14 protein-coding genes are annotated in these 13,982 nt (G+C 32.2%); 4 read left to right on the top strand and 10 right to left on the bottom strand.

Features of this window, described 5'->3' with window-relative positions:
* Window positions 1-74 precede the first annotated feature (74 nt).
* Window positions 75-704 (top strand): 16S rRNA (guanine(527)-N(7))-methyltransferase RsmG, encoded by a 630-nt coding sequence (rsmG, locus tag AWE51_RS11230; RefSeq protein WP_066313601.1) that lies wholly within the window; start codon window positions 75-77, stop codon window positions 702-704.
* A gap of 101 nt (window positions 705-805) precedes the next feature.
* Here rsmG and AWE51_RS11225 read toward each other — a convergent pair whose 3' ends face one another.
* The 4 genes from AWE51_RS11225 to AWE51_RS26470 all read right to left on the bottom strand — a co-directional run bounded on the left by AWE51_RS11225 (window position 806) and on the right by AWE51_RS26470 (window position 4,448).
* The gene (locus AWE51_RS11225) at window positions 806-1,888 is read right to left on the bottom strand and encodes a glycoside hydrolase family 5 protein (protein ID WP_066313600.1); all 1,083 of its coding nucleotides are present in this window, start codon (window positions 1,886-1,888) and stop codon (window positions 806-808) included.
* A gap of 238 nt (window positions 1,889-2,126) precedes the next feature.
* Window positions 2,127-2,732: a hypothetical protein gene (locus AWE51_RS11220; RefSeq protein ID WP_066313599.1), complete on the bottom strand. Its 606-nt coding sequence runs from the start codon at window positions 2,730-2,732 to the stop codon at window positions 2,127-2,129.
* 40 nt (window positions 2,733-2,772) lie between these two features.
* Window positions 2,773-4,020 (bottom strand): glycosyl hydrolase family 18 protein, encoded by a 1,248-nt coding sequence (locus AWE51_RS11215; RefSeq protein WP_066313598.1) that lies wholly within the window; start codon window positions 4,018-4,020, stop codon window positions 2,773-2,775.
* 119 nt (window positions 4,021-4,139) lie between these two features.
* The gene (locus AWE51_RS26470) at window positions 4,140-4,448 is read right to left on the bottom strand and encodes a LytR/AlgR family response regulator transcription factor (protein ID WP_157766077.1); all 309 of its coding nucleotides are present in this window, start codon (window positions 4,446-4,448) and stop codon (window positions 4,140-4,142) included.
* A 626-nt stretch (window positions 4,449-5,074) separates the two neighbouring features.
* Between AWE51_RS26470 and AWE51_RS11205 the strand changes: the two genes are divergently transcribed.
* Window positions 5,075-6,382, top strand: coding sequence for a serine aminopeptidase domain-containing protein (locus AWE51_RS11205; RefSeq protein WP_066313592.1), 1,308 nt, complete (start codon window positions 5,075-5,077; stop codon window positions 6,380-6,382).
* Between the two features lie 48 nt (window positions 6,383-6,430).
* Here AWE51_RS11205 and AWE51_RS11200 read toward each other — a convergent pair whose 3' ends face one another.
* Genes AWE51_RS11200 through pruA form a run of 3 tightly spaced genes read right to left on the bottom strand, consistent with a single transcriptional unit; the run spans window position 6,431 to window position 8,977 of the window.
* A complete protein-coding gene (locus AWE51_RS11200) occupies window positions 6,431-6,889 on the bottom strand; it encodes a GNAT family N-acetyltransferase (RefSeq protein ID WP_066313590.1) in 459 nt (152 codons plus the stop codon).
* 12 nt (window positions 6,890-6,901) lie between these two features.
* Complete coding sequence (locus AWE51_RS11195) at window positions 6,902-7,342, bottom strand: hypothetical protein (protein ID WP_157766076.1); 441 nt, start codon at window positions 7,340-7,342, stop codon at window positions 6,902-6,904.
* Window positions 7,343-7,348: 6 nt separating this feature from the next.
* A complete protein-coding gene (gene pruA / locus AWE51_RS11190) occupies window positions 7,349-8,977 on the bottom strand; it encodes an L-glutamate gamma-semialdehyde dehydrogenase (RefSeq protein WP_066313585.1) in 1,629 nt (542 codons plus the stop codon).
* A gap of 173 nt (window positions 8,978-9,150) precedes the next feature.
* Here pruA and AWE51_RS11185 point away from each other — a divergent pair, with 173 nt between their 5' ends.
* On the top strand, window positions 9,151-9,867 hold the full coding sequence (locus tag AWE51_RS11185; RefSeq protein ID WP_066313582.1) for an NRDE family protein: 717 nt from the start codon (window positions 9,151-9,153) through the stop codon (window positions 9,865-9,867).
* Window positions 9,868-9,918: 51 nt separating this feature from the next.
* Window positions 9,919-10,908 carry a DUF6695 family protein gene (locus AWE51_RS11180; RefSeq protein WP_066313579.1) on the top strand — a complete coding sequence of 330 codons (990 nt, stop codon included), beginning with the start codon at window positions 9,919-9,921 and terminating at the stop codon, window positions 10,906-10,908.
* Here the strand turns inward: AWE51_RS11180 and apaG are convergent.
* From apaG to AWE51_RS11165, 3 genes are all read right to left on the bottom strand, one after another.
* On the bottom strand, window positions 10,901-11,287 hold the full coding sequence (gene apaG, locus AWE51_RS11175) for a Co2+/Mg2+ efflux protein ApaG (protein ID WP_066313567.1): 387 nt from the start codon (window positions 11,285-11,287) through the stop codon (window positions 10,901-10,903). The genes AWE51_RS11180 and apaG overlap by 8 nt on opposite strands.
* A gap of 1 nt (window position 11,288) precedes the next feature.
* Window positions 11,289-12,428, bottom strand: coding sequence for a DUF3667 domain-containing protein (locus tag AWE51_RS11170; protein WP_066313565.1), 1,140 nt, complete (start codon window positions 12,426-12,428; stop codon window positions 11,289-11,291).
* Between the two features lie 77 nt (window positions 12,429-12,505).
* A complete protein-coding gene (locus tag AWE51_RS11165; protein ID WP_118502814.1) occupies window positions 12,506-13,768 on the bottom strand; it encodes a type IX secretion system plug protein in 1,263 nt (420 codons plus the stop codon).
* Between the last annotated feature and the right edge of the window lie 214 nt (window positions 13,769-13,982).

Genomic DNA, 13,982 nt, shown 5'->3' with positions numbered 1-13,982 from the left:
ATATTTTTTTAAGTTCTTAAAAAACTTAAAATATATAAACTTAACGTGTATTTTTGCGCTTTAATTGTTTCTAAATGAATATTCTGTTAAAATATTTTCCAAATCTTACCGAAGAGCAACAACTTCAATTTTCTAAATTAAAAGATTTATATACCGAGTGGAATGCCAAAATCAATGTTATCTCTAGAAAAGATATTGATTTACTTTATGAAAGACATGTGCTTCATTCTTTAGGAGTAGCAAAAGTTCTTGAATTTAAATCAGGTGCTCATGTTTTGGATGTTGGTACAGGAGGTGGATTTCCTGGGATACCTTTAGCGATATTATTTCCTGAAACACAATTTTATTTGGTGGATGTTATCGCAAAAAAGATAAGGGTTGTTAACGAAGTAGTTCATGCATTGGGGTTACAAAATGTAAAAGCAGAACAACGCAAAGCTGGTACATTTGATGAGCGTTTTGATTTTATTGTGAGCAGGGCAGTAACCAATATGCCTGATTTTGTAAAGTGGATCAGAAAAAACATAGCCAAAAAGTCTATACATGAGCTACAAAACGGAATTTTATATTTAAAAGGTGGTGACTTAACCGAGGAATTAGCATTGTTCCCAAAAGCTACTCAGTATAATCTTTCTGAATATTTCGAAGGAGACTTTTTTGAAACTAAAAAAGTTGTGTATTTACCTCTAAAATATAAATTGTAAGTAAAGTAGATGTCTAAAAGATAGGGGTATGCTCTTGGCTAGGATTATATTACATATTTTAAGCGAATGTTTTTTACTCGGCTATTAGAAGATATTTTACATTATTCTTTTGCAGAAATAATTTGAATCAATTGTTCGTTTTTTGAGTTGCCGTCAATCAATCCATATTCATCACTGTTGTAATTCCAATTTGCATATCCAATACCGCTTTTTTCAAAAAGAGCAATCATATCTTTGTACCAGTTAAGACTATCTTCTTCTGGAGCAGCAGAGATGATTCCAAATTCACCACAATAAAGAGGTAATCCTAGTTCTTTAGCCTTTGCTATAGGTTTTTCCCACATTTTATATAGTAGTTCTTTTGTAAATTCTTTATTTACCCATTTTTTTGCAACTTCTTTAACTTCTTCTGGTAGGGCGTCAAACTCTTTTTGAGATAAAATCACTCCCGGATAATGTACCGGGCCTTGATATTCTTTTAACTCAGTCCAAGGCGTATGGTAGTGTGAAAGTAGAAAAGGTTCGTAAAAATGAAAACTTAATAAGATATTTGGATCATTAGCAGGTACTTTTAATTCATCAAAAGTATTAACGGATTGCCAACGATTAGAACCAACAACAATAGTTCGTTTAGGTTCTAGTTTTCTAATAGCAATAAATGCTTTGTTTAAAAGTTTATTCCATGTTTCATTATCATCAGCCACTGCTTCATTCATTAGCTCATATGCTAATAGAGAATTAGGGAATTTTTTTAAACTCTTGGATAAGTCTCTCCATAAATCAAAGAACTTTTCTTGTTCAGCGGGATCTGTCCACAAAGGTTTTTCTTTTGCATTAAAATGATGAGATCGCAAAATGTGTAAATCTACAATCACTCGTAATTTATGTTTAGAGCTCCAATTAATACAATTTTCCATCAATTGAAAAGCATCTTCATGTGGTTTACCATTTTCATCCCACATTTGTTCTTCATCAATAGGTAGACGAATATGGTCAAATCCCATCTTTGCTATTGCCTCAACATCAGTCTCGGTAAAGAATTTTTCGCGATCAGTCGATCTTCGTTCACTTTGGGATAGCCAATGCGCAATGTTGGTTCCTTTTTTGACTTCGAATTTTTCAGAAGAATTTTGTCCGTAAGAAATTGAAATAATCGCAAAAACGAGTAAGAGGGAGTTTTTCATTTTATTAAGTGGTTTAATCTTGTAGTGCCCTTTTTAGATTTTAATGTTCTGTTTTTAAATATACGTATAATGTGATATCTGAGAAACTGATTAACAGATTTAACATGTGGTTTTTACATAAATTGGGTTAAAATTAGAATTGTTTGAAATTTTAATAATTTTTGAAGATTAAAATCGAGATTTATAAGTGTTTAATCTTGTTCTTGATGTTATGTTTTATTCTGCTCTTTTGTGATTTTTAAAGGCAGTCAATAGTAAGTCTTGTTGTCATAAGTTCTTCCCAAATATGATGGGTGTCTGCTTGAGGAGATAAATAAAACCATAGCAAATGCTTTTTCTTAGTAGGGCAATATTCACTTTTGATTTTTGCATTTAACAAGATCATTTCTTGAGCAAAAAATTCGTCGTAAAGATGTATAGATCCTTCAAAGATATTAGGACTAATTTGCTTTATCGAAGATGTAGTTTTAGGAATATCCTTAAAGAAATTAAATTTTGTGATCGCCCCTGTGTTCATTAACCCATCGAAGTAGGTGTTTATAATATTTTCCAATACTGAAGAATTCAAACTAGGTTCTTCTTCAATAATCCACAGAAAAACATATGAAAAATAATCGTCCCGGTCAGTTTCTCCCCAACCAGGTGCAAATCGAATATGTTCTTCACCGGTATATTCTAAATCTCCGGCAAATAGTAACGGAAATTCAAGTACTTCACTTCTCCAGCCATTTTTTGCTTCGAGAACATTTTCTATTGTGTTGTGTAATCTAAAGAAAATGTATCCTGCAAAAATCCCTATAACAAGTATAAGAAAGAGCACTATTTTTACTATTTTTTTGAGCATAAGTATAAGTTTTGTTATGTACGTCTAAAAGTGGTATGATTTACTGATGTTGTGTAGAGTTCTTGTTATGTTCTTCAGAGAATTTTTCATAAAGTAAATCCCATAATTCGGGATAGCCATTATCGTATCCTAGGCACCAAAACCCCACACCGCTAATCTTGGTGTTTTTTATCCAATCATATTTAATAGATAACGATTTTACATCTTCAAAATAAAGCTGTCTAAAAGTGCTGTCATTATCTTTTATTACTATATAGCTTGAGGCGCTAGTAGGGTCAAATTGTAATGGGATTTTTAATGAATCAATGTAAGCTTTTCTTATTGATTTGTAAGACGGGTGTGATTTGAATTCGACAACATTTGCTCCTGTTTCAGGACTATTCGTATACCATTCGGCACCATAATAGGGAAGTCCCACAATTAATTTTTTAAAATTAACACCTTTGTTACTGTAATTTTGAACGGATGCTTGAAGTCCTTTTCCAAATTTATTACTTGTTATAAATGGTGTTACAGGACCAGTGGTTTTACTAAAACTTCCATAATAATCATACCCCATTAATGTATAAAAATCAATATATGGATCGATATGATGTATGTCAAAAATATCATTCCAATCCATAGCATACAGTGATAATGATATCATGTATTCGGGATTGATTGCCTTCAATTTGTTTGAAATTAAAACAATAAATTTTGTGAATTTATCTTTGGTGTTTTTAGGAATTCCTTCAAAATCAATAGTAATGCCGTTAGCGTTTCTGTGTGCTAATAAATTGGATATACTATCGATAAGTGTGTTTTGAGCTTTAGGATTATTCAAAAAAATGGTATTATTTTTCTTTCCAAAATTAGAAACAGTAAGAAATACTTTGGAATTATGTGCTTTAGCACTATCGATTAACGCTGTGGTTTTCCATTGATGTATGTTTTTATACCGACCAGTTTGTGGATGAACGGAGTAGGAAAAATAGGAAATGCCCCAAAGCATTGAGAAGTTATATGTCTTGTATGAAGAGCCGTTAAAATAGGGATGCCATCCAAATGTTCGGTAATTGGTATCGACTTTTCCTTTTTTATGAAGTACTTTTTTGTGCGAAATCTTATGTAAATTGTCCCATTCTTGTTCGGTTTTGTAACCTAAGCGCGCTAAAGTTATTTCCTGTAAATGCCGTTTACTTATAAAATTATTTTCTGGTGATGGTTGTAAAGTTTTTTTTTCTTTAATGTCATTGGTACAACCAAAAATTAGAATTAATGGGATTATAGTAATTAATACTATTTTCATTAAAGTAGTCTTTAGGAATTTTAAGTATAATTAAGTTATTAATTTACTAAATAATGGTCAACTATAAAAGAACTGACTATGCATTTTGATTAACAAAAAAACATCAACAGAGTTGTGATTCAGATATGATGTATAGATAATTCTTTAATATTAAATTTTGCTCCTATTGGTAATGATATTCCATTGTTCATTTCTACGGTATCATTATCGTACGATCTTAAATAATTAATATTAATAATGAATGACTTTTGTATTCTTGTAAAGTTTTCATCTTCCAGCTGCAGAAGACACTGTTTTAAGCTTTGATACACTGTAATTTTTGAGGCGTCGCTAAGATGATAGTTTACATAATTTCCAAGGCCTTCAATATAGATAATACTATTAGTTGAGATGATATGAGTGCGCCTATTTGATTTTAATTCTATCATTTTAGAATTTGCTTGTTCATTTTTATTTTTTTCTCTGAAATAAAGAAGTAATATGTATATCGAGGATACAAAAATAACAGTCGTATTAATTAATATTAAAGACCTTAACATGGCCGAAATATTAAAAATCTCTGTAAAAACAAACTTGTTAAAATCTTCAAAGAAAAAATACATAAAAAGGCGCTGTGCTATACTAGCAAGAATTAACATACCGATATAATACAAGATAAATTCTTTTAGCCTTTTGTGTATTAGATATTTTGGTATCAGAAAAAGAACACAAAAATAAACAGTGAGGATGCGTATGGGTAGTAAAACGAATTCTAAGAAAAATGATGCTTTATAGTTGCCATCTTTTACCCATATGAAACTAAAAGTGATATAATAGACTATCCAGAACAATGTCTGGATAATTACTTTATTCTTTTTTGTTAGCTCTATTCCCATAACAATCATACCGATCGAAAAATGCTATTTGATATAAAAATATGGATACTTCATATAAATTAACACACCTGACCTTAGGATCTCTTTAATATTGTTTCATCATAAGGATGAAATTTAATTTCCACATTTTAGAAGACACAATTTCTTTAACCGTGGCTCACAAAGATAAAAACTAAGAAATGAAAAAAACACTTATCACATTATTGATTTTTTGTGGAGTTATACCGCAATGTTTGTCTCAAGCACTAAAAAGAAGAGCTTCGTTTGAAGCTAAAATCTTATGGCCAGATAATAAAACTCCTGGAGCAAAGATTGACGAGATTGATGAAAAATCTCCACTATTTGAAGCTGGTTTTAAACAAGGAGATATCATTGTAAGTGTAAACGATAGATCTATAGTAAGCGGAGAAGATTGGAGTGCTGCTACTTACAGAATTAGGGCTTATGAAGAAACGACTATAGTTGTAAAAAGAAGAACCAATAAGATAAGCAAAACACTGGTGTTAAATCCTTTGCCTAAAGAACAGAATAGTAATGTTGATACTTTTTATGAAAGCGTTACGAATGATTATGGTATAACGCAACGAGTTATTATTACAAGACCTAAAGGGAACGGACCTTTTCCTGCAATTTTTTTAATTCAGGGGCTAAGTTGTTCGACTATCGAAAAATATTCAGGAAGGAGTAATAATTGGGTTCGATTAATTAAAGATATAGCCGAGAAATCTAATATGGTTTTGGTAAGAGTTGATAAACCTGGGGTTGGTGATAGTGAAGGAGATTGTGGGAAAACTGATTTTAAAACTGAAATTAATGGTTATGAAGCTGCAATGCGTTTGCTGAAGTCAAAATCGTATATAAACACAAATAAAATAATTGTTTATGGGAATAGTATGGGGAGTGCTTTGGCTCCATATTTTGCTAATAAATTTAATGCAGCAGGAATAATTTCTGATGGTACATTCTTTAAATCATGGTATGAGCACATGCTTGAGATAGAACGTAGAATATTAGAAATTGAAGGGAAATCCCAAACAGAAATATACCATTTAATGAATACGGTGTATATTCCGATATATTATGAGATGCTGATTAAGAAAAAAAGTTATGCCCATATAATCAAAGAAAATCCTTTGTTTCAAAAATATCATAGACATCAACCATATCACATGTACGGGAGATCGGTAGAGTATTATCATCAGGTTCAGGACTTTAATTTTGCGGCCGAATGGGAAAGGGTAAAAGTGCCAGTTAGGATACGATGGGGAACCAATGATTGGATTATGACCGAAAATGACAACGATATGATCATACATCTATTAGAAAAATCAAATCATACAGATTATCAACTATATAAATACCCAAAGTTGGATCATTGGTCAACAATTCATCCTGATTATAGTTCCAGTTTTAATTTTAAACCTGGTCAATGGGAAGACAAAATAAGTCAGCAAATTATAGATTGGGCATGGGAAATCGTTAGATGACCAAATTATTACTAGAATTATAAAGGGATAGATATTGATAAATACTATCTATTCCTTTAAGTTTATACGCATTTCTATGAGATGTTTTTCAAATCCTACTTTTTCATAGGCTTTAATTGCTCTTGGATTTTTTTCATATACTGTAAGCCTCACTTCGTCAAGATTTTTAGTTTTGAACCAGTCATACAGATATTGAATAACTTTTTGACTAACACCTTTACCACGGTGTTCTTCCTTTACATATATAAAACCAATATAACCTATTTGTTTTTGTTTAAAAAAATCTTGTCGGTTTCTTATTTGTCCATAACCACTGCCTACAATTGTATTATCAATCTCTGCTACAACAACTTCCGTGTTTTCTGTATCAATATATGCCCCTATATCATAGTAGCTAATCTTTTCTGTTTTTAAGGTGACATCCATAGGTCGTTCAGCTTCTATTAGCTTTTGTTCAAAATCCAATAATATAGGAAGGTCTTCTTTTTTTGCTGGTCGTATAGTCATTTTAAATTGTATTTAGCCTTGCTTTCTAAATATACCGATTCCCATATTAACAAAAAACAAAAATTGAGCTAGTAGCATTATCAGGACAATTATAAGTTGAGAGAAAAATACGAAAGCCTCATAGTTGTTTTCTTTTTGAAAATTGGCAGATTCTTGATTAAATAGAGGAGAGAGAATTGTAAGTATAATTAATCCGATGATCGTACTAAAAAGGTGTATAGAAGTAAGGGAGTTGATCATCTTTCGATTAAAATTAATAAATATCCAATATAGGATACCATAAATAGCAAAGAGATGAGCTATTCCATACCAAATTTGAACTTTAGAAATAACATAATAAGTGTCATGTATATTAAGATCTAAAGTAGTATCTCCTAAAGAAAAACCGTATATCAACATTATGGGGATTAAAGCCCATAAAATGATATACGGTTTATGTAGTATTAACTTCATACTTGATTATTCTCCTAAGAAAGGATATCTATAATCTGTAGGAGTTACAAAAGTTTCTTTAATTGTTCTTGGAGATACCCAACGTAATAGATTAAGGTATGATCCTGCTTTATCATTGGTACCTGATGCTCTAGCACCTCCAAATGGTTGTTGTCCTACAACAGCACCTGTTGGTTTGTCATTGATATAGAAATTACCTGCACTATTTTGCAAGGCTTTAGTAGCTTCTTCTGCGGCATAGCGATCAGTAGAGAATATAGCGCCTGTTAGTGCATATTCGCTAGTTTCATCAACTAATTTAAGCGTTTCTTGCCATTGATTGTCATCATAAACATAAATTGTGATAACAGGTCCGAATAGCTCTGTACACATTGTGGTGTATTTTGGATCTTTGGTTACAATAACTGTAGGTTCTACAAAATAACCTTTAGATTTATCGTAGTTACCTCCAGCTATTATTTCGGCATTGGTATCACTTTTAGCCTGATCAATAAATTTAGCAAGTTTATCAAATGATCCTTCATGAATAACAGCAGTAATAAAGTTACTCATATCTTCGGGAGAACCCATTTTAAATGATTTGATGTCTTCTTTTACAAACTTTTCAACATCTGCCCATAAACTTTTAGGTATATATGCTCTAGATGCGGCACTACATTTTTGTCCTTGAAACTCAAATGCGCCTCGAGAAATACCGGTTGCAACTTGTTTTGCATTGGCGCTAGGGTGTGCTACAATGAAATCTTTTCCACCAGTCTCACCTACGATTCTAGGGTATGTTTTATAGTTGTGGATATTTGTTCCAATTTTGGCCCAAATGTCTTTAAATACATGTGTGCTTCCTGTAAAATGAACTCCCGCAAAATCAGGACTTGCCAATACTGTATCAGTAATCATAACAGGATCACCATAAACCACATTAATTACCCCATCAGGCACTCCTGCTTCTTTAAAAATGTCAACAATTACTTTAGCAGAATAGATTTGGCTATCACTTGGTTTCCATACAACAGTGTTTCCCATTAAAGCGGCGCTTGCAGGAAGATTTCCTGAAATTGCAGTAAAATTAAAAGGGGTGATGGCATATACGAAACCTTCTAAAGGGCGATACTCTAATCTGTTCCATGCATCAGAAGTAGAGTAAGGCTGATCTTCATAAATTTGTGTCATAAATTCTACGTTGAAACGTAAAAAATCTATAAACTCACATGCTGCATCAATTTCTGCCTGGAAAATATTCTTTGATTGGGCAAGCATAGTGGCTGCATTAATCTTTGCGCGATATGGTCCAGCTATTAATTCTGCAGCTTTTAAGAATACAGCTGCTCTTTGTTCCCAAGCCAAGTCTGCCCATTGTTTGCGTGCTTCAATAGCAGTATCAATGGCTTTTTGAATATGTTGTTTTTCAGCTTTGTGATAGATACCTAAACTATGTTGGTGATCATGAGGAGGTGACATGGTAGCCGTATCTCCTGTTCTTATTTCTTCACCATTAATATATAAAGGTACGTCTACAGTAGAATTATACATTGTTGCATATGTTGCAAGAACCTCTTCTCTTTCGGGTGTTCCTGGTGCATAAGACTTTATCGGCTCATTAACCGCCGTAGGAACTTGAAAAAAACCTTTTCCCATGATATAATGTGTTATTTTAAAATTAGTAAGATGTGTTTATCCAATGAGTTAGTCATTAAGGAAGGCAAAGATAGAAAATTCTAAAGGCTAATATGTATTTTAACCTTTTATAAACATTGTGGAGTGTGTAATTTTTTTTGTAAGTTGTGAGATATTTAGGCGACCCAAAATTTATGTGTACAGTAACGTTAATTCCAACTCAAGAAAATAATTTTATTCTTACCTCTAATCGTGATGAGGCTATCAATCGAAAAACATTACCGCCAGAGTTCTATCAGGTAAACAAAACTAGGATGTTGTTTCCTATGGATGCTGTTGCCGGAGGTACTTGGATAGGAATGAGTGATAAGAATACTATGATTTGCTTGCTTAATGGAGGGTTTGAGATTCATAAAAGAAGACCACCTTATAAAAAAAGTAGAGGAGTAGTGGTAAAAGATTTGTTAGAAGCGGATAACTTAGAAAAAGCTATTTCCTCATATAATTGCAAAGGAATAGAACCTTTTACAATAGTTGCAGCCAATTGGCAGTCGGATTTAGTTCTTTTTGAATTTGTATGGGATGGAAATACTAAACATTTTCGCTCTTTAGAAAAACAGACTTACATTTGGTCTTCTTCAACATTATATACCAAAGAAATGAAAGAGATGCGTAAAGGTTGGTTTACCGATTATGAAAATGAAAATGTGCTTACATCTGATGCGCTTTTAGATTTTCATAAAAATGCGGGTATAGGAGATAAAAATGTAGACTTACAAATAGATAGAGACACATTAAAAACAAGAAGTATTACCCAGATTGTTAAAAGTGAAGAAGAGTTATCTATGCGATACGAAGATCTTTTACATCAGGAAGTAAATACTGTAATCTTTGATGAAGTAACTGTTTAATACACAATAGTATATTTTAGTGTTGAATAATTTAAAAACATTAATCGTGTGATGAATTACACGGGTAAAATAATTTCACTTGCCTTTCCTGATACTTTTGTAAAACATTCTGATGAATCTTCAACAAAGGTCTTGCTAGCCCTAGGAATGGGGAAACATAATTATATTAAGGCAGGACATGCGGCTTTAGTACTTATTGAAAATAAGACTGGTCTTGCAGAGTACTACGATTTTGGAAGATATATCACTCCGCCCGGATTTGGTAGGGTGAGAAGCGCTGTGACTGATGTGGAATTAGAAATACCATTTAAGGCTATTATTGATTCAGAAGGTAGCTTAAGTAATATAGAAGATTTTTTAATTTGGTTAGAAAGACATCCTGAAAAAACTCATGGAAGTGGTCGTATGATCGCATCAGTTTGTGATTATGTTGATTATACAGGAGCAAAAGAATTTGTTATAGGCATGCACGCAAAAGGCAGCATTCCTTATAAAGCTTTTGGAAAGGATGGTAGTAATTGTTCTAGAATTGTTACAGATACTATTTTAGCGGGTACAGATAACATAAAAATAAAAAAACCATTGTTGCGCAATAAAAAGTTTACGCCAAGCCCATTAGGAAACGTAGAAAAGGCGGCGGCTAACAATCCGATTTATCAGGTTATTAATGGTGAAATAAAGATGTATGTAGGTTCTGTTTTGAAGGAGAATCTAACAAATTATTTCGATAAAAACATTCCAAAACCTTCAGAAGAGAACTTAAAAGATTTACCTGAGTTTTTAAAAGACGCTCATTTTTTATCGGGAACTGGTAGTTGTGCTTATTTTAATATTGAAGCGACAGAGCAAGAGATGGTTTTTGAAATTAAACGATATACTCAAGATGGATTAGAGGATTTTAGGGGGCTTTTTAAGACTCAAGAAATGTTTGATATAAGGCAGGAGCACAAATTTGTGTATGATTCTAATTGCTTATACTGTCATATTCAGCAGCAGGGTAGAAAAATAAGATTTGATTTGATCAAACGAATTATTAATTGAGTGCAAATGGAGTACTTAATTTAAATCCAGGAATCATTACCTTAAACTTTCTTGTAGAAGTGAAATTTACCATATTGTAATGCCCTTTCATTGAGCCAAAGGGAGAGCTGAGTAGGCATCCACTATTATAAGTATGAGATTCTCCTGGTTTTAAAACGGGTTTTTTCCCTATTACGCCTTCACCTTCAACTACTTCGGTGTTGTTTAAAGCATCTTTAATTTCCCAGAAACGTGATGTGAGTTGTACAGAATCTTTACTTTGGTTCTCTATAGTAATGCGATAACCATAGGCAAAATGAATCTTATAGTTCTTATAGAACGTACCTTCAAAGGTGGTGTCCACCGAAATTTTAATGCCTCTGGTAATTTGTTGTACCATTTTAAAATATAAAAATTGAGCCTACAATCGTAAGCACAGAACCTAGAGTGGCTAAGATAAAAAATAAAACATTCACTAATAGAAATTTAACAATAGTTTTGGCTCTTCCTTGATTATAAAATTTACGCATAGCCTTGTACAAATAAAATAAAAAGGCTAACATGGCAACGCCAAAGAACGCATTTAGATTCGCTATTTTTGAGATTAAAATCGAAAAACCTATAATAATAAAGAACATTGTTTGAGTGTGAAATGTAAATATGAGGTGTTCCATATAATTGAACGACCTCCTGATGTATAATAACCAAATACTTAAAGCAAAGAAAGGAAGAAAGAAGAAGATGATAAAGGGGAGTTTGTTGAAAATGAATTCAAAAAATTCCTGACCGTAGTTTTCTTCAATTTCATTGGTTTTTAAAACTCTATGGTAGATATATCTATTTAAGCGAGATTTTTCATGTTTTAAATCCGCCAGAGCACGATGAGCAGATTTTTCTCCTGTCCTGTCGTGATAATCTTCGTACATAGGAAATAACTTATATCCTTTCTCAAAGATATTCATATTGTTGATTTCTTCTTGTGAGTAATAAGTAGCTTTTTTGGATTCAGTTTTTTTAGCACTCAGGCTGGATAGCCCTTCAATGTCTAATAGTTTCTTGTTGATTAACGCCAGATCTTCTTCAGATAGGTCTTCTGTCTTACGGATTTCTTGTCTTATAGAATCGATCGGGACCGCTTCCTTTATTTCCTCAAATGTTTTCTTTCCTTCAGTAACTTGATCTTCTATTTCGGTTCTAAAACCATCAAAATCAATAAATAACCCATTAATGATAAAAAAGATAATGGATACACTAAGATAAAAACGAAATGGATTTGCGTATTTAACTCTTTTACCTTCAATGTATTCTTTAGAAATTTTTCCCGGTTTAAATAGAAGTGCCAAGATCGTATGACGTAGACGAGAATCATAAGAAAAAATACTTGCAAAAAACTCGTTAAAAAAATCTTTGAGCGATAATCTTTTGTTAGTGTTAATTTGCCCGCAATGATTACAATATCTATCAACAATATCTAACGGAACACCGCAGTTTAGACATTCGTTTCCCCTGTATTTTTTTAGAAATCTCCCCTTTTCTTTCATTATACTTATTGAGTTATCATAGTAACTTCGCTAAAATATAAGGAGTTTATTACAAACCAAAACGAAATAGGAGTTTTCTAATTGGTAATATTTTGAGAATTTCCAATTCCTTTGCCAATTGCTCGATCATATCTTGCTCCAGGTGCTCTATAATAAGGGATTACGATATATTCATTTTCAGTTTCGTCAAAACTTCCACTAATAAAACCGGGATCAATGGTGCCATCGGGTTTTACTAATACATACTTATAATTATAAAAACCTTGTTTAAGGAGTTGTTTTGTAGTATAGATTGCGGTTTCTTGATCAAAATCAAGTTTGGTTGATTCGTCTATAGTATAATTATTGAAGTTTCCATATAGGTGTAATTCTCCATCATTTAATGGTTCATAACATTCTAAGGAGAAGTGAATCATGGCATAATCGGCTTCGGTGTTACTATCCTCGGCATCTAGATTACGGATAACAAAATTTCCATTAATATCGGGATTGTAGGTATATCTTCTGTTGGCTCGCACCAAATCGGTGAATAGGTAATTGTGATAAACATCTTGTTGTTCGGTAGTTCTAATTCCTGCGTTTGCGGCTCTTATGTCTTTATTGTCAAAAAAAAGAAATTCATTACCACCCCAAAAACTAGACTCTTGATCGTATTTGTATACAAGTTTATTAGCGATTGTGAATTGTGGAATAAGATTGGTAATGGTTTGTTTGATATTATTGTTTTGCATTACCAAAGTTTTTACAGTTTGTTTTGGGTTTCTTAGTATTTGATTTGGAGAGTCTATTTCAAATTGTACAGATTGTTTAGCGTTTATATATTTAAAGTCTCTTGATCGTTTCGTATATACTTTAACTGTAGAGCGGTTTTCATAAACAATAAATCTTCTAATAAAAACGACTTCATCATCATCATTATAGATTTCAATACTATAGTTGCCGCTTACCTTAAGACCTCTAGTGTCTTCATTAGGAATTTGTAAGGTATAATGGCTAAAGAGCTGTAAAGTGTTAAATGAGTTTTCATAATTAACAATTCGAATTTCATCAAAACCGTCTAGGTATTCATTTTTGTATAAAGCTGAGGTTGTCCAATCAAAATTGTAGTGTTTGATTCGGTAATAGTAATCTGCCTCATCACCATTAATGTCATCAAAAGTAATTTTGAAAGGTTCATTGAGCTTGAGTATGGGGATGCCAGTAAATTCGGTACCTCCATAAATCTGAATTGTTTTAATATGGTCTGCAGTTTTTAGCTCTTCAAAGGTTTGTCCAACTAATTGGGTTGTAAGGCTCCAATAAATTAATACTATTGCGATTGATTTAATTTGTGTAGACATTTTCATGAGTGGTTTCAGGTGTAAATATAGTCAAAATCAGTACATTCTAAATTATAGTAATATGTTTTGAAAACAACATAGACTAAAATTGTAAATCTATAGATTGTCTATAGATTCTGGGTGTAATTTTATTTGCGTTTGTTGTAGATAATAATAATGTTTATGATTAACTTGTTGTTAATCTGTTTAGCAGGAATAGTGCCAAAATAGTATA

This window comes from Aquimarina aggregata, from assembly GCF_001632745.1.
GTDB classification, from domain to species: domain Bacteria; phylum Bacteroidota; class Bacteroidia; order Flavobacteriales; family Flavobacteriaceae; genus Aquimarina; species Aquimarina aggregata.
The sequence above is the reverse complement of the archived record's forward strand: the minus strand, read 5'-3'. Positions and strand labels throughout refer to the sequence as shown.

What these genes read in the sequence shown, in the direction of transcription:
- rsmG (WP_066313601.1), top strand. Translation starts at nt 75, where the DNA reads ATGAATATTCTGTTAAAATATTTTCCAAATCTTACCGAAGAGCAACAA.
- AWE51_RS11225 (WP_066313600.1), bottom strand. Translation starts at nt 1,888, where the DNA reads ATGAAAAACTCCCTCTTACTCGTTTTTGCGATTATTTCAATTTCTTAC.
- AWE51_RS11170 (WP_066313565.1), bottom strand. Translation starts at nt 12,428, where the DNA reads ATGAAAGAAAAGGGGAGATTTCTAAAAAAATACAGGGGAAACGAATGT.
- pruA (WP_066313585.1), bottom strand. Translation starts at nt 8,977, where the DNA reads ATGGGAAAAGGTTTTTTTCAAGTTCCTACGGCGGTTAATGAGCCGATA.
- AWE51_RS11215 (WP_066313598.1), bottom strand. Translation starts at nt 4,020, where the DNA reads ATGAAAATAGTATTAATTACTATAATCCCATTAATTCTAATTTTTGGT.
- AWE51_RS11195 (WP_157766076.1), bottom strand. Translation starts at nt 7,342, where the DNA reads ATGAAGTTAATACTACATAAACCGTATATCATTTTATGGGCTTTAATC.
- apaG (WP_066313567.1), bottom strand. Translation starts at nt 11,287, where the DNA reads ATGGTACAACAAATTACCAGAGGCATTAAAATTTCGGTGGACACCACC.
- AWE51_RS11205 (WP_066313592.1), top strand. Translation starts at nt 5,075, where the DNA reads ATGAAAAAAACACTTATCACATTATTGATTTTTTGTGGAGTTATACCG.
- AWE51_RS11200 (WP_066313590.1), bottom strand. Translation starts at nt 6,889, where the DNA reads ATGACTATACGACCAGCAAAAAAAGAAGACCTTCCTATATTATTGGAT.
- AWE51_RS11185 (WP_066313582.1), top strand. Translation starts at nt 9,151, where the DNA reads ATGTGTACAGTAACGTTAATTCCAACTCAAGAAAATAATTTTATTCTT.
- AWE51_RS11180 (WP_066313579.1), top strand. Translation starts at nt 9,919, where the DNA reads ATGAATTACACGGGTAAAATAATTTCACTTGCCTTTCCTGATACTTTT.
- AWE51_RS26470 (WP_157766077.1), bottom strand. Translation starts at nt 4,448, where the DNA reads ATGATAGAATTAAAATCAAATAGGCGCACTCATATCATCTCAACTAAT.
- AWE51_RS11165 (WP_118502814.1), bottom strand. Translation starts at nt 13,768, where the DNA reads ATGTCTACACAAATTAAATCAATCGCAATAGTATTAATTTATTGGAGC.
- AWE51_RS11220 (WP_066313599.1), bottom strand. Translation starts at nt 2,732, where the DNA reads ATGCTCAAAAAAATAGTAAAAATAGTGCTCTTTCTTATACTTGTTATA.